This window comes from Methylomarinovum caldicuralii (assembly GCF_033126985.1).
Taxonomy (GTDB): Bacteria; Pseudomonadota; Gammaproteobacteria; order Methylococcales; family Methylothermaceae; genus Methylohalobius; species Methylohalobius caldicuralii.
Map to the genome: position 1 here is coordinate 1,329,435 of NZ_AP024714.1, position 14,388 is coordinate 1,343,822.

General features: G+C 66.5%; 11 protein-coding genes and 1 pseudogene. 4 read left to right on the plus strand and 8 right to left on the minus strand.

All coding sequences use genetic code 11. The annotated features are described in order from the left end of the window. Positions 1-49: 49 nt before the first annotated feature. The gene (locus MCIT9_RS06840; RefSeq protein ID WP_317706654.1) at positions 50-1,639 is read right to left on the minus strand and encodes an FMN-binding glutamate synthase family protein; all 1,590 of its coding nucleotides are present in this window, start codon (positions 1,637-1,639) and stop codon (positions 50-52) included. Between the two features lie 124 nt (positions 1,640-1,763). On the opposite strand from MCIT9_RS06840, the gene MCIT9_RS06845 reads away from it, so the two are divergent. Further along, positions 1,764-3,224, plus strand: coding sequence for a cation:proton antiporter (locus tag MCIT9_RS06845; protein WP_317706655.1), 1,461 nt, complete (start codon positions 1,764-1,766; stop codon positions 3,222-3,224). Between the two features lie 433 nt (positions 3,225-3,657). Continuing rightward, positions 3,658-4,421, plus strand: a pseudogene (cfa, locus tag MCIT9_RS06850) (cyclopropane fatty acyl phospholipid synthase). Positions 4,422-4,444: 23 nt separating this feature from the next. Here the strand turns inward: cfa and MCIT9_RS06855 are convergent. From MCIT9_RS06855 to MCIT9_RS06870, 4 genes are read right to left on the minus strand one after another with little or no spacing between them, the layout of a single operon-like run. Continuing rightward, the gene (locus MCIT9_RS06855) at positions 4,445-5,683 is read right to left on the minus strand and encodes a 2-oxo acid dehydrogenase subunit E2 (RefSeq protein WP_317706656.1); all 1,239 of its coding nucleotides are present in this window, start codon (positions 5,681-5,683) and stop codon (positions 4,445-4,447) included. Next, positions 5,680-6,666: an alpha-ketoacid dehydrogenase subunit beta gene (locus MCIT9_RS06860; RefSeq protein ID WP_317706657.1), complete on the minus strand. Its 987-nt coding sequence runs from the start codon at positions 6,664-6,666 to the stop codon at positions 5,680-5,682. Before MCIT9_RS06860 ends, MCIT9_RS06855 begins: the two co-directional genes overlap by 4 nt. Positions 6,667-6,675: 9 nt before the next feature. Beyond that, the gene (locus tag MCIT9_RS06865) at positions 6,676-7,725 is read right to left on the minus strand and encodes a thiamine pyrophosphate-dependent enzyme (protein ID WP_317706658.1); all 1,050 of its coding nucleotides are present in this window, start codon (positions 7,723-7,725) and stop codon (positions 6,676-6,678) included. Position 7,726: 1 nt separating this feature from the next. Next, positions 7,727-8,089: a carboxymuconolactone decarboxylase family protein gene (locus tag MCIT9_RS06870; protein ID WP_317706659.1), complete on the minus strand. Its 363-nt coding sequence runs from the start codon at positions 8,087-8,089 to the stop codon at positions 7,727-7,729. 158 nt (positions 8,090-8,247) lie between these two features. Here MCIT9_RS06870 and arsB point away from each other — a divergent pair, with 158 nt between their 5' ends. Continuing rightward, positions 8,248-9,342, plus strand: coding sequence for an ACR3 family arsenite efflux transporter (arsB, locus tag MCIT9_RS06875; protein WP_317706660.1), 1,095 nt, complete (start codon positions 8,248-8,250; stop codon positions 9,340-9,342). A 3-nt stretch (positions 9,343-9,345) separates the two neighbouring features. Continuing rightward, the gene (locus MCIT9_RS06880; RefSeq protein ID WP_317706661.1) at positions 9,346-10,236 is read left to right on the plus strand and encodes a VOC family protein; all 891 of its coding nucleotides are present in this window, start codon (positions 9,346-9,348) and stop codon (positions 10,234-10,236) included. A gap of 6 nt (positions 10,237-10,242) precedes the next feature. Here MCIT9_RS06880 and MCIT9_RS06885 read toward each other — a convergent pair whose 3' ends face one another. Genes MCIT9_RS06885 through MCIT9_RS06895 form a run of 3 tightly spaced genes read right to left on the minus strand, consistent with a single transcriptional unit; the run spans position 10,243 to position 14,339 of the window. After that, complete coding sequence (locus tag MCIT9_RS06885) at positions 10,243-10,773, minus strand: Slp family lipoprotein (protein WP_317706662.1); 531 nt, start codon at positions 10,771-10,773, stop codon at positions 10,243-10,245. A gap of 19 nt (positions 10,774-10,792) precedes the next feature. Next, positions 10,793-13,165 (minus strand): phosphoketolase family protein, encoded by a 2,373-nt coding sequence (locus tag MCIT9_RS06890; RefSeq protein ID WP_317706663.1) that lies wholly within the window; start codon positions 13,163-13,165, stop codon positions 10,793-10,795. Then, positions 13,146-14,339 (minus strand): acetate/propionate family kinase, encoded by a 1,194-nt coding sequence (locus tag MCIT9_RS06895; RefSeq protein ID WP_317706664.1) that lies wholly within the window; start codon positions 14,337-14,339, stop codon positions 13,146-13,148. Before MCIT9_RS06895 ends, MCIT9_RS06890 begins: the two co-directional genes overlap by 20 nt. Positions 14,340-14,388: the final 49 nt, after the last annotated feature.

Here is a 14,388-nt window from a genome sequence, read left to right on the forward strand (position 1 = left end):
ATGGGAACGCCCTCAATGATAGCACATCGTCAGCGCAGCCACTCGGCGATCAAGCCGGCAGGAAACTGTCAGCCCGGGCCCTGGCCACCGCCTCGGCCAGCCGGGGGGGGACGTATCCTTGCCGCAGGCAGCCTGCCTCCAGTGGTGGGAAGATCTCGTCGTAGCGGCGGACGCGGGCCTGGTCGATGCGGCGGTAGATGTGATGGCGCTGCAGCCCGCAAGGATGGCGCAGGCCGGCGGAGGTCAGAAGATCGGCCACGGCGTGCAGGGTTTTGGCGTGGTAGTTGGCCACCCGGCGGGCCTTGTCGCGCACCACCAGGCCGCGGTAGAGGGCGGGATTCTGGGTCGCCACCCCGGTGGGGCAGCGGTTGGTGTTGCAGCTGAGGGAATGGACGCACCCCAGGGCCAGCATCATGCCCCGGGCGCTGTTGCAGGCGTCTGCCCCCAGGGCCAGGTTCTTCACCAGGTGGAAGGCGGACAGGATCTTGCCGGAGGCGATGACCCGGATGTGGGGCTTGAGGCCGTAGCCCACCAGGCAGTCGACCACCAGGGCCAGCGCTTCACGCAGGGGCATCCCCACCGAATTGCTGTATTCCAGGGGGGCCGCGCCGCTGCCGCCCTCGCCGCCGTCGACGGTGATGAAATCCGGGTAGATGCCGGTTTTCACCATCGCCTTGCAGATGGCGACGAATTCGTGAGGCTCGCCGACTGCCAGCTTGAAACCCACCGGCTTGCCGTCGGCCAGCTCCCGCAGCCGGGCGATGAATTCGAGCAGTCCGATCGGGCTGGTGAACGTGCGGTGGGTGGCGGGGGAGACGATCTCGATGCCCGGCGGCACCCCGCGGATGCGGGCCACCTCGGGAGTGTTCTTGGCCGCCGGGAGGATGCCGCCGTGGCCCGGCTTGGCGCCCTGGGACAGCTTCAGTTCGATCATCTTCACCGCCGGCAGGGCCGCCCGGTCGCGGAAACGGGCCGGATCGAAACAACCGTGGCGGTCACGGCAGCCGAAGTAGCCGGTGCCGATCTGCCACACCAAATCGCCCCCTCCTTCCAGGTGATAGGGGCTGATGCCGCCCTCGCCGGTGTTGTGGGCGAATCCCCGCAGCCGGGCGCCGGCGTTGAGGGCGCGGATGGCGTTGGGGCTCAGGGCCCCGAAGCTGAGGGCGGAGATGTTGAAGATGCTGGCCCGGTAGGGATGACGGCACTGGGGGCCGCCGATCATCACCCGCAGGTCCGGATCCACCTCGGTGACCTCGATGGCCCCCAGGGAATGGGCCATCCATTCGTAGCCGTCGCGGTAAGTATCCACCCGGGTGCCGTAGGGGAGGGTGTCGCGGGCGTTCTTGGCGCGCTGATAGACGATGCTGCGGAACATGCGGTTGATGGGCATGCCGCTGGTGTCCGATTCGATGAAGTATTGCTGCACGTAGGGGCGCAGCGATTCCATGACCCAGCGCAGGTGGCCGACGACCGGATAGTTGCGCCAGATGGCGTGGCGGGTCTGGAGCACGTCATAGAGCCCCAGCAGGATCAGCGCCGTCACCGGGGCCAGCAGCCAGCGGTCGTCCAGATCGTAAGCCGCCACCCAGCCGGCAGCGGCCAGCAGCCCAAGGCTGGCGAAAATGAAGGCGGTGCGCACGACAGTCGCTTCCCTCAGGAGGATGAAGGCAACATGATAACTTCGATTCGGCGCGTGATCACTCGATTTCCCCGGGAGAAATCGGGATACTGGACAGACAAAGTATTTGAGGAGGAGAACACCGATGCGCAAGCTGACGCTTTTGCCGCTGCTGGCCGTGGCCCCGGCGGCCTCGGCCGCCCCCAGGACCCTGATGGAACTGGATCCTTTCGCTTACATCCTGATCGAGCTGGGGCTGATCATCGCCGCCGTGGTGGCCGGTCATCTGCTGGCCCGGCGCCTGCAGCTGCCGGTGATTCTCGGCGAGCTGCTGGTGGGGATGGTCATCGGCAACTTCCTTTACTGGAGCGAGCTGTCGCCGCTGTTCTTCCTCATCATGCATCTGGGCGACGCCAGTCTGCTGTTCCGCGAAGTGTGGATCAGCGGGGCTTCGGTGGTGGATGCCGCCGGCCGCATTTTCACCCCGGAGGAGCTGGCACCGGGAGGGACGGGCGCCCGCCTGATCGACATCCTGGTCGGCGACGAGGGCCCGGGCTTCCTCCTCATGGGCAGTGCCCTGTGGCATTTTTCCAATCTGGGAATCCTGTTCCTGTGGTTCCGGGTGGCGTTGGGAATGCGCATCGAGGAACTGCTGGGCGCCGGGATGCGGGCGCTGATGGTCGCCGCTGCCGGTGCGGTCGCCGCCCTGGGGCTGGGACTGGTGGTGCTCGACTGGTTGCTGCCGGGAGCCGATTTCAGCACCCGGCTGCTGCTGGCCAGCGGGCTGGTGCCCACCAGCGCCAGCATCGCCCTGCCTTTGCTAGAAGGCTTCAAGGCCCGCCACGGAAGCGTGGTGGCCCTGGCGACCGGGGCGATTCTGGTGGCGGATGTGCTGGCGGTGCTGCTGGTGTCCACTGCGGTCACCCTGGTCCAGGGCGGGCAGGGGCTGGCGGGCGCCTGGGGGCAGGTGTTCGGGGTGGTGGCCTACCTGGCCGCCATTTTGTATCTGTGCCGCCTGGCCCCAAGATGGGAGCTGCCGTGGCTGGCGGAGATGGAGCAATATCAGGCCCTGCTCCTGCTGCCGTTGGGGCTGGCCTTCCTGCTGGCCTGGATCGCCGACCTGCTGAGCCTTTCCAGCCTGATCGGCATCTTCGGCGCGGCGCTGCTGCTCAACGCCCTGGACATCGAGAAGCGCTGTGGCGGCAAGGTGTCCACCCGCGATCTGATGCAGCCGCTGACCCAGGTGTTCGCACCGGTGTTCTTCGTCCTGCTGGGGATGCAGATCAATCTGATCGATTTCTTTTCCCTGCAGGTGCTGGCCATGGGCGTGTTGCTGGCGATAGCCGCCATCGGTGCCAAGCTGGCCGGTGCCTGGCTGGTGGCCCGCGGCACCGAAGGCTGGCTGCTGGGCTGGTCGCTGGTTCCTCGCGGGGAGATGGCCCTGGTGGTGGCCGTCACCGCCAAAAGCCTGGGGGTGATGAGCGACGACGTCTATGCCGCTTTCATGCTGATGGTGATCGCCACCATGCTGGCCGGGTCGGCGCTGCTGCGGCGTGTTGCCGAAGCGGTGCCGGCGGAGCCGGTGGCGGAGTATTCCTCGGACTGATTCGACTGACATTGCCCGCAGGTGCGGGAGGAGGTGTGCGATGGGGTCGAAAACGTTGTCACCGCTGCAGATTCCCCCGATGGGGCCGAGCCTGAGCCGCCGACGGGTGACCGCTTTGCTCGAGCAGGCCGATATTCATATCGACGGCGAGCGTCCCTGGGACATCCAGGTCCACGACGAGCGTTTCTTCCGCCGGGTGCTGGCGGAAACCTCCCTAGGGCTGGGGGAAAGTTACATGGAGGGGTGGTGGGACTGTGACCGCCTCGACGAGATGGTCTGCCGCATTCTGCGCGCCGGGCTGCTGCAGCAAGTCCGCTCCTGGCGCGACGTGGTCGCTTTCCTGCAGGCCAAACTCCCCAATCTGCAGGACGGGCGGCGGGCCTTCCACGTGGGTGAGCGGCATTACGACATCGGCAACGATCTCTATCAGGCCATGCTCGACCGGCGGCTGATCTACAGCTGCGGTTACTGGAAAGAGGCGGACACCCTGGACGCCGCCCAGGAGGCCAAGCTTGAGCTGATCTGCCGCAAGCTGGATCTGCGGCCGGGGATGCGGGTGCTCGACATCGGTTGCGGCTGGGGCGGGGCCGCCCGCTACATGGCCGAACGCTACGGCGTCGAGGTTTACGGGGTGACCGTGTCCCGGCAGCAGGCCCGCTATGCCCGAGATCTGTGCCGGGATCTGCCGGTGACCATCGAACTGAAGGATTACCGGGAAATCCGGGGCGTTTCGACGCCGGGTTCTCCATCGGCATGTTTGAGCATGTGGGCTACAAGAATTACGCGACCTACAGGGAAGTGGTGCGCCGTTGCCTGCCCCCTGACGGCCTGTTCGTGCTGCATACCATCGGCGGCAATTTCACCGAAACCCACGGCAATCCCTGGGTGACCCGCTACATCTTCCCCAACTCCATGCTGCCGTCGATCCGCCAGCTCGGTGCTGCCTTCGAAGGACGGCTGATCGTGGAGGACTGGCAGAATTTCGGTCCCGACTACGACCGCACCCTGATGGCCTGGTACGCCAACTTCGAGCGCGCCTGGCCCGAGCTGCGTTCCCGTTACGGCGACCGCTTCTACCGCATGTGGCGCTTCTATCTTCTCAGCTTCGCCGGTGCCTTCCGGGCCCGCTATCTACAGTTGTGGCAGATCGTGCTGTCGCCGCAGGGACGGCCCCGGCGCTACGATGCGCCCCGCTAGTCGGGGGTTGCGTTCGCTACGGTTCACAGTTTGACCAGGGTTTCAGGCTGTTCCAGGCGGGTGACCAGGGTGTCGAGGAAACGGGCGGCATCGGCGCCGAAGACCACCCGGTGGTCGCAGCTTAGGGTCAGGGCGGTGCGGCCTTCGACGTCGGCGGCCGCCACCGCGAGGATGGCGCTGGACCCCAACGGCACGATGGCGTCGAACTGGCGCACCCCGGGAAAGGTGCCCAGATTGGAGAGGTAGAAGGTCGCTCCCTCGTAATCTTCCGGCCGCAGCCGCCGGCGCCGGGTCTTGTCCTTGAGGATGCGCCAGTCCTCGGCCAGTTCCTCCAGCGGCCGCCCGGCCACGTCCCGCAGTACCGGCGAGACCAGACCATCGCCGAGGTCCAGGGCGATGCCGATGTCGATGCGTTCGAAGCGCGCCAGGCCCTTGGGTGTCCAGGCCTGGTTGAACAGCGGATGGGCCGTCAGCGCCAGGGCGCAGGCCCGGGCCAGCAGCAGGGTCAGGGACCATTCGCGCGCGTGGGCGAAATCCCGCAGGGGGCGGAGGTCGGCGGTGGTGGTGACCCGGAACATCGGGGTGTCGGTGGTCCGCTGCATGTTGAGGGCCACTTTCCAGCGCAGCGCCGACGGCAGTTCGACCTGGTGCGGCGGGCTGTGGCTCAGATCCGGCGCCGGGGCGGCGAGGGCCGCGGCCAGGACCTGGCCGGCGCGGACGACGCCGTCCGCGCCTGCAGGCAGGGTGTCCGGGTCGAGGCCCAGTTCCGCCGCCAGTTCCCGCGCCAGCGGGGTGATGCCGCCGGCGGCCGGCCGGCGGGGTTCCAGGGCGGCGGCGACCACCGGGCTGACGGTGCCGCCCGGTGAGGGGGCGGTGGCTTGCGGGGATGGTGGTGGTGAAGGAGCTTCCGCAGGTGCGGGGGGCGGTTTGGGGGCCTCCTTGGGAGGGGGCGGCGGTGCCGGTTCAGCTGCTGCCGCACCTGGGGGCGTTTCGGCGGGGGCGGCCTCGCCTTTGGCCTCCTCCGGATTGTCGGCGATCCAGCCGATCACCTGCTTGACGGCGATCTCGCTGCCCTCCGGGGCCAGGGGGCCGGCGATCCAGCCATCGCTGAAGGCCTCCAGCTCCATCACCGCCTTGTCCGATTCCACCTCGGCGATCACTTCGCCTTTCTTGACCGGGTCCCCGGGTTTTTTGAGCCAGCGCACCAGGCGGCCCACTTCCATGGTGTCCGACAGCACCGGCATGATGATCGGTTGTTTCATGATCCCTCCTTCACGAGTCGGTGGGCGGCGGCGACGATGTCGTCCACCTGGGGAATGGTCTGGGCCTCAAGGGTGCCGTTGTAGGGGGTCGGCATGTCGAGGCCGGCCAGGCGCATGGGGGCGGCTTCGAGCCGGGTGAAACAGCGTTCGGTCAGGCCGGCGGCGATCTCGGCCCCGGCGCCGGCGAAGCGGCAGTCCTCCTCGACGATCAGCACCCGGTGGGTGCGGGCCACCGAATCGGCGCAGGTCTGCCAGTCGATGGGCGACAGGCTGCGCAGGTCGATGACCTCGGCCTCGATCCCCTGTGCGGCCAGCCGTTCGGCCGCCTGCCCGGCCAGCACCGCCATCTTGGAATAGGCGATGAGGGTGAGATCGCGTCCCGGCCGGCGCACCACGGCGCGGTGGGGCGGGGGCGGCGGTATGGCCGGGTCCAGCGGGCCCTTGTGGAAGTAGAGCAGTTCGTGTTCGAGGACGATCACCGGTTCGTCGCTGAGGACCGCCTGCTTGAGCTGCCAGTAGGCGTCCTGGGGAGTGGCGGGGACGACGATGCGCAGTCCCGGCACGTTCATCAGGGTGTGTTCCAGACGCTGGGAATGCTGGGCCGCCAGCTGTTTGGCGACCCCGCCGGGGGTGCGGATGGTCAGGCCCATGGGCAGGCGTCCGCCGGCCATGAACGGAACCTTGGCCGCCATGTTGATGATGGCGTCCAGGGCCAGGAGGGCGAAGTTGATGGTCATGATCTCCACTACCGGGCGCAGCCCCATCAGCGCCGCCCCGACCCCCAGGCCGGTGAAGCTGTCCTCGGAGATGGGGGTGTCGCGTACCCGCCATTCGCCGTACTTGGCGTACAGCCCCTCGGTGACCCGATAGCTGCCGCCGTAGAGTCCCACGTCCTCACCGAGGATGAAGACATCCTCGTCCGCCGCCATCACTTCGTCGAGGGCGCGGTTGAGGGCCTGCCAGATGAGCACTTCTTCGGCCATCGCTGCCTCCTAGATCAGAATTTCGTCACCGCGGTTGCAGTACAGGGCCTGCCAGGCATCGTCCAGGGTTGGCTGCGGCGATTCCAGGGCGAACTGCACCGCCGCCTCCACCTCGTCCTGGACCTGCTGTTCCAGCTCCTTGAAGCCCTCCTCGTGGAGGTGGCCCTGGTCGAAGCAGTACTGGCGCAGTTTCAGCAGCGCGTCGGGACCGGCGGCGATCTGCTCCGGGGTCGGATAGACCAGGGACAGTTCCCGCAGCGCCAGTTCCAGAGGATCGGTCTGCTGGTGGGCCTTGACCTCCACCGGCGGGCGGTAGTGGCCCGGGTCGGCCATGGAGTGGCCGCGGAAGCGGTAGGTGAGGCACTCGAGCAGCTGGGGGCCACTGCCGGCGCGGATCTGCTGGAGGGCGTGCTCGGTGGCCCGATACACCTTGAGCACATCCATGCCGTCCACCCGCTCGGCGGGGATGCGGTAGGCGGCGGCGCGCTTGTACACCTCCGGCACCGCCGAATGGCGGTGGATCTCGGTGCCGATGGCGTACTGGTTGTTCTCGCACACGAACAGCACCGGCAGCTTCCACAGGGCCGCCATGTTGAGGGATTCGTGGAAGGTGCCCTGATTGACGGCGCCGTCGCCGAAGAAGCAGATCACCGCCTCGGGCAGATCCTTCATGGCGATGCCGTAGCCCAGGCCGATGGCCACCGGATAGGTCTCCCCGACGATGGCGTAGCCGCCCATGAAACGGCGTTGCGGATCGAACAGATGCATGGAGCCACCCATGCCGCGGCTGCAGCCGCAGCGCTTGCCGAACAGCTCCGCCATCACCTCGCCGGCGGGCACCCCCCGCACCAGGGCGTGGACGTGCTCGCGGTAGGTGCTGACGATGTAGTCGCTGGTCTCACAGGCGTGGATCACCCCCACCGCCACCGCTTCCTCGCCGGGATACAGATGGAGGAAGCCGGCAATGTTGCCCTTCATATATTCTTCCGCGCAGCGCTCCTCGAACCGTCGCCCCAGCAGCATGTCGTGGAGGAAGGCGAGGGCCTGATCCCGGTCCATGTCAGTCCTCCTTCTCTTCTTCCGGCAGGTACAGGTCCAGGGCCTGCACCAGCGGGGTCATGTACATCAGCGCCGGGCCGCCGTGCATGATGACCGCCATGAAGCCGGCCTCGACGATCTCGTCGCGGGTGGCGCCCGCGTGGGCGGCGCTCCTGACGTGGGAACCGATGCACCACTCGCACTGGCTCGCCACCGCCAGGGCGACGTTGATGAGTTCTTTCTCGCGGATCGACAGCGCCGGTCCCGATTCGGTCTTTTTGAAGAAGTAGGAGAACGCGCCGGTTTCGGTGGGATACTTCCTGCGCAGATAGGCCATCGCCTCGTGCATCTGCGCCATCTTGTCCTTCATGGGGTTGTCGGTCATGGGATCACCTTTTTTTGCCTGACATCGCCATAATGCCACTCCCAAAAGCATTTGACCATCAACCGATGCCGCTCTGGTTTCTGCTTGGGAAGTTGTCATCGTTTGATAAACTGTCGCCGCCAAAATACACCATTTTGCAAATTCGTGAGGAACAGACGATGGCGACGACAGTGAATCCTCCGGTGGCCAAAAAACGCCTCAGCTTCTTCGAACGCTACCTGTCCGTCTGGGTGGGGCTGTGCATGGCGGCCGGTGTGGTTCTGGGCCGTAGTTTCCCGGAACTGACCGGACGGCTGCGGGCCATGGAGTTCGACCACAGCCAGATCAACATCCCCATCGCGGTGCTGATCTGGCTGATGATCTATCCGATGATGCTGAAGATCGATTTTTCCAGCATCCTGGGGGTGCGCCGGCGTCCCAAAGGGATTCTGATCACCCTGTTCGTCAACTGGGTGGTCAAGCCTTTTTCCATGGCCTTCTTCGCCTGGCTGTTCTTCCGCCACCTGCTGGTGCCCTGGATCGGCCCGGCACAGGCCGACCAGTACATCGCCGGCTGCATCATCCTGGCGGCTGCCCCCTGTACCGCCATGGTGTTCGTGTGGTCCTATCTCACCGACGGCGATCCCGCCTACACCCTGGTGCAGGTGGCCCTCAACGATCTGCTGATGCTGATCCTGTTCGCCCCCATCGTCCGCTTGCTGGTGGCGGGGGCCAGCGGTCTGGAAGTGCCGTTCCAGGTGCTGCTCTACAGCGTCATCGTCTTCATCGTGATTCCGCTGGCGCTGGCCAGTCTCAGCCGGGTAGTGCTGATCCGCTGGAAGGGAATCGTGTGGTTCGAAAACTACTACTTGAAAGCCTTCCATCCGGTCGCCATCATCGCCCTGCTGACCACCCTGGTGTTCATCTTCGCCTTCCAGGCCGACAACATCCTCGCCAAGCCGCTGCACATCGCCCTGATCGCCCTGCCGATTCTGCTGCAGGTCTATTTCAACGCCTCGCTGGCATACGGCCTGATGCGGCTGTTCAAGGTGCCCTTCAGCGTGGCCGCGCCGGGGGCCCTCATCGGCGCCAGCAATTTCTTCGAGCTGGCGGCGGCCACCGCCATCACCCTGTACGGGCCGGAGTCCGGGGCGGCGCTGGCGACCGTGGTCGGGGTGCTGGTGGAAGTGCCGGTGATGCTGTCGGTGGTGGCCTTCTGCAACCGGACCCGGCACTGGTTTTCCTCCGAGGTCCCGCAAGCTGCAGGGAGCTGAATCATGTTCGAGAATCTGAGACGAGAAAAGTTCTCCATGCAGTTCGACAGCGTTCTGTTCCTGTGCGTCGCCAACTCCGCCCGCAGCCAGCTGGCCGAAGCCCTGGCGCGGCTTCGTTTCGGCGACCAGGTCCGGGTCTGTTCCGCCGGGAGCCAGCCCAGCGGCCGGGTCAACCCTTACGCGATCAAGGTGCTGGAGGAGATCGGCATCGACACCGCCCGGCTGCGCAGCAAGGCCATCGACGAAATCGACCTGGACCGGATCGACCTGATCGTGACCCTGTGCGCCGAGGAATCCTGTCCGGTGGTGGCGGCCCGGGCCCGGCGTCTCAACTGGGCGATGCCGGATCCGGACCGCAAGGAAGAAAATCTGAGCGAGGCAGAGCGGCTGGCCATCTTCCGCCAGACCCGCGACGCCATCGCCCAGCGCATCGAAGTGCTCGCCGCCCTGCGCGATCTGCCGCCGCCCCTCGATCCCAGGGAATTCCACGCCAGCATCCGGGTGCCGGACATCGCCCAGGCGGCCCGTTTCTACAGCTGGCTGCTCGGGGTCGAGCCCAAGGAATGGACCCACCGCTACGTGATCTTCGTCAACGACCGGCTCAAGACCAATTTCGTCATCCTCGTCGATGACGGCCTGGCGCTGCACCACGACACCCTCTATCACCTGGGGGTCGAGCTGGCCGACAAGGCGGCGGTGATCGACGCCTACCGCCGCGCCGTGGCCGCCGGCTTCCCGGTCCACAAGCCGCCGCGCACCACCTGGCGCGGCACCCCGCTGCACGAATTGTGGCTCAAGGACCCCGGCGGCAATCTGGTCGAGATCTACGCCCGCCTGACGCCGGAGGAGCTGGCGCGGATGCCGGCCGACCAGCAGCCCGAGCTGCTGGTCTGAAACGCGTTACCAGCAACAGGGACCCCAGGGGTAGTACCACCACCAGAAGTCATACCACCAATACCAGGTGGGATAGACCGGCGGCGGGGATTTCTTCTCCCGCCGGGGCCAAAGGTGCCAGCTTTTGGCGGCGATCAGGGGGATGCGGAGCTTGCGCTCGCCCACGCTGATCTCCGTGCTGTCGGCCACCGTGCCGAGGACGGTCAGTTCCCGCCCCGGCAGGTAGATGGCCGGGTCCAGGAAGGCCGGGGTCGTGGCCATGAAGCGGCCCAGGGGCTCGCCGTCTTTCTGGGGACGTCCCGAGCGGTCGAGGGGGCGGGCGAGGATCTGAATCCGGGTGGCCTCGGCAGCGTTTTCCACCTTGAGGATGGTGCCGCCCCAGCGCACCGTCCGACCCCGGTATTTCTCCGGTTCGGCCTGGACCTGGGCCAGCGACAGGGGGGCGGCCTGCCCCTGAAGTTCCGGCGGCAGGCTGGCGCAGCCTGCCAGCAGGGACAGCAGACCCAGCAGGCTGAAAAAGACATGAACAGCTTTCATGGCAAAATCCTCCTAGGTATCAGGTTTCACGAGGCCAGCGCCAGTTGCGGATTTCCGGCATGTCATGGCCGTGTTCGACGATATAGCGTTTGTGGTCGATGATCCGGTCGCGCATCAACTGACGGATGTGTGCTCCACGGGCGCCCAGTTGAGGTAAGCGGTCGATCACGTCCATCACCAGGTGGAACCGGTCTATGTCGTTGCGCACCACCATGTCGAAGGGCGTGGTGGTGGTGCCTTCCTCCTTGTAACCGCGCACATGGAGGTTTTTGTGATTGGTGCGGCGGTAGGCCAGCCGGTGGATCAGCCAGGGATAGCCGTGATAGGCGAAGACGATGGGCCGGTCGGTGGTGAACAGGGTGTCGAACGCCTTGTCCGGCAGGCCGTGGGGATGTTCCTCGGGCGGCTGCAGGGTCATGAGATCGACCACGTTGACGACCCGCACCTTCACTTCCGGCAGGTGGGTGCGGATCAGATCGACGGCCGCCAGGGTCTCCAGGGTGGGGACGTCACCGCAGCAGGCCATCACCACGTCGGTTTCCCCGTCCTGATCGTTGCTGGCCCATTCCCAGATGCCGATGCCGGCGGTGCAATGCCTGATGGCGGCATCCATGTCGAGCCATTGGGGTTCGGGCTGCTTGCCGACGATGATGACGTTGATGCAGTCGCGGCTGCGCAGGCAGCGGTCGGCAATGAAAAGCAGGCTGTTGGCGTCGGGCGGGAAATAGACCTGGATAAGTTCCGATTTCTTGTTGACCACCAGATCGATGAACCCGGGGTCCTGGTGGGTGAAGCCGTTGTGGTCCTGGCGCCAGACGTGGGAGGTGAGCAGGTAGTTGAGGGAGGCGATCGGGCGGCGCCAGGGGACCTCGCGGGCTTCCTTGAGCCACTTGGCGTGCTGGTTGAACATCGAATCGACGATATGGATGAAGGCTTCGTAGGAGGTGAACAGGCCGTGGCGGCCCGTCAGCAGGTACCCTTCAAGCCAGCCCTGGCAGGTGTGTTCGCTGAGGATCTCCATGATCCGGCCTTCAGGCGCCAGATGCTCGTCCGTCGGCAGGAGGCGGCCGAGCCAGACCCGGTCGCTGGCCTCGAACACCGCATCGAGGCGGTTGGAGCGGATCTCGTCCGGCCCCATCAGGCGGAAATGGCGCAGATCCTCGTTGAGACGGATGACATCGCGCAGAAACCGTCCCAGGGCGCGGGTGGCCTCGGCATCGGTGCCGCCGGGATAAGGAACGGAGACGGCGTAGTCGTCGAATTCCGGCAGGCGCAGGTCGCGGATCAGCAGGCCGCCGTTGGCATAGGGGCAGGCGCCCATGCGCTTGTTCCCCTCGGGCGCCTGAGCGCGCAGCTCCGGCAGTGGCCGGCCGGATTCATCGAACAGTTCCTCGGGGCGGTAGCTTTGCAGCCAGGCTTCCAGCTGGGCGATCCGTTCCGGATGTTGGTGCAGGTCGCTGAGGGGTACCTGGTGGGAGCGCCAGGTGCCTTCGACCGGTTTGTCATCCACGGTCTTGGGGCCGGTCCAGCCCTTGGGGGTGCGCAGCACCAGCATGGGCCAGCGCCGGCGTTCGATCCGGCCGGGCTGGTTTCGGGCCTGCCGCTGGATGGCGGCGATCGCGTCGGCGGCCTGGGCCAAGGCGGCTGCGAAATCGCGATGGACCTGGGCCGGATCGTCGCCGGAGACGTACAGGGGATGCCAGCCGCAGCCCGTCAGCAGGGCGGTCAGTTCTTCCTCGTCGATACGTGCGAGGACCGTCGGATTGGCGATCTTGTAGCCGTTGAGGTGAAGAATGGGCAGCACCGCCCCGTCACTGGCCGGGTTGAGGAATTTGTTGCCGTGCCAGGCGGTCGCCAGCGGCCCGGTCTCCGCCTCGCCGTCGCCCACCACGCAGCACACCAGCAGCTCGGGATGGTCGAAGGCGGCGCCGAAGGCATGGGCCAGGCTGTAGCCCAGTTCACCGCCCTCGTGGATGGAGCCGGGCGTCTGTGGCGCGCAGTGGCTGGGAACGCCGCCGGGGAAGGAGAACTGGCGGAAGAATTTGCGCAGGCCCTCCTCGTCCCCGGTGATGTGGGGATAGAACTCGCTGTAGGTGCCTTCCAGAAACAGATTGGCCAGCACCGCCGGCGCCCCGTGGCCGGGACCGCAGATGAACAGCACGTCCAGATCGCGCTGGCGGATGAGCCGGTTGAGGTGGGCGTAGATCAGATTGAGGCCCGGACAGGTGCCCCAGTGCCCCAGGAGGCGGGGCTTGACGTGCTCGGGGCGCAGCGGTTCGCGCAGCAAGGGGTTGTCGCGCAGATAGATCTGGCCGACCGCCAGATAATTGGCCGCGCGCCAGTAGCGCAGCAGGGTTTCCAGTTCGGCATCGCTAAGCGTGGTCATGGTCATTCTCCCGAAGGTTCAAAAGCGTCTGCATGTCATGGGCGATCTGCCAGGCCTCGTCGGTGGGAACGACGAGAATGGCGGTTTTCGCCTCCGGATGGTGGATCGGGGCAAGGGTGTGGCCGTCGGCCTGGCGGTTGCGCTGCGGGTCGAGGGTGAGCCCCAGCCCTTCCAGCCCTTCGAGACAGCGGGCGCGGACTTCGGGGCTGTGCTGGCCGATGCCGGCGGTGAAGATCAGGGCGTCGATCCGGCCCAGTAAAGCCAGGTAGGCGCCGATGTATTTCTTCACCCGGCGGCAGAAGACCGCCAGCGCCAGCCGGGCGTCCTCATCGCCGCCAGCGGCCGCCTGCCGGACTTCGCGCATGTCCGCATGGCCGCACAGGCCCTTGAGGCCGCTGGTACGGTTGAGCGCCTCGTCCAGGGCTGCGGCCGTCAGGCCCCGGCGCAGCAGGTGCAGCAGCACACCGGGGTCCAGGTCGCCGGGGCGGGTGCCCATTACCAGCCCCTCCAGCGGCGTCAGGCCCATGGAAGTGTCGATGCTTTTGCCGTTTTCGATCGCACAGGCGCTGGCGCCGCTGCCCAGATGCAGGGAAATGGCGTTGAACTCCGCCGGCGGTTTGCCCAGCTGTTCGGCCGCCCGCCGGGTGACGTAGGCGTGGGACAGGCCGTGGAAGCCGTAGCGGCGCACGCCGTGGGCCGGATACCAGACCTTGGGGACGGCGTAGTGGAACGCTTCCGGCGGCAGGGTCTGGTGAAAGGCGGTGTCGAAGGCGGCGATCTGGACCGCCTGCGGCCACAGTTGCTGCGCCAGGCGGATGCCTTCCAGATTGATCGGGTTGTGCAGCGGCGCCAGCGCCGCGGTGGTTTCGATCGCCGCCAGCACGGCGTCGTCCACGACCACGGTTTCATGAAACCGTTCGCCGCCGTGGACAACCCGGTGACCGACGGCGCGGGGAACGATCCGCCATTGCCCCAGCAGGGCCGCGAGCCGCGCCAGGGCCTGATGGTGATCCGCCAGCTGTACGTGCTGGTCGAGCCGGTGTTCCCCGAGCACCTGTATCCGGCCTTCGGCGGTGCCGATGGCCTCGATCTCCCCCTCCAGGCGACGCTCCAGGGCGGCAGGCTCGAACAGGGCGAATTTGACCGAGGAACTGCCGCAGTTGAGGGTCAGCAGGGACATGGTCGCCTCTGGTGGACGTTCGCCCTATGATGACAGCAGAGGCAGCGGT

Bases quoted from the DNA above. Each gene is read 5' to 3' on its own strand.
- MCIT9_RS06880 (WP_317706661.1), top strand. From the start codon at position 9,346: ATGTTCGAGAATCTGAGACGAGAAAAGTTCTCCATGCAGTTCGACAGC.
- MCIT9_RS06895 (WP_317706664.1), bottom strand. From the start codon at position 14,339: ATGTCCCTGCTGACCCTCAACTGCGGCAGTTCCTCGGTCAAATTCGCC.
- MCIT9_RS06845 (WP_317706655.1), top strand. From the start codon at position 1,764: ATGCGCAAGCTGACGCTTTTGCCGCTGCTGGCCGTGGCCCCGGCGGCC.
- MCIT9_RS06890 (WP_317706663.1), bottom strand. From the start codon at position 13,165: ATGACCATGACCACGCTTAGCGATGCCGAACTGGAAACCCTGCTGCGC.
- MCIT9_RS06855 (WP_317706656.1), bottom strand. From the start codon at position 5,683: ATGAAACAACCGATCATCATGCCGGTGCTGTCGGACACCATGGAAGTG.
- MCIT9_RS06870 (WP_317706659.1), bottom strand. From the start codon at position 8,089: ATGACCGACAACCCCATGAAGGACAAGATGGCGCAGATGCACGAGGCG.
- MCIT9_RS06885 (WP_317706662.1), bottom strand. From the start codon at position 10,773: ATGAAAGCTGTTCATGTCTTTTTCAGCCTGCTGGGTCTGCTGTCCCTG.
- MCIT9_RS06865 (WP_317706658.1), bottom strand. From the start codon at position 7,725: ATGGACCGGGATCAGGCCCTCGCCTTCCTCCACGACATGCTGCTGGGG.
- arsB (WP_317706660.1), top strand. From the start codon at position 8,248: ATGGCGACGACAGTGAATCCTCCGGTGGCCAAAAAACGCCTCAGCTTC.
- MCIT9_RS06860 (WP_317706657.1), bottom strand. From the start codon at position 6,666: ATGGCCGAAGAAGTGCTCATCTGGCAGGCCCTCAACCGCGCCCTCGAC.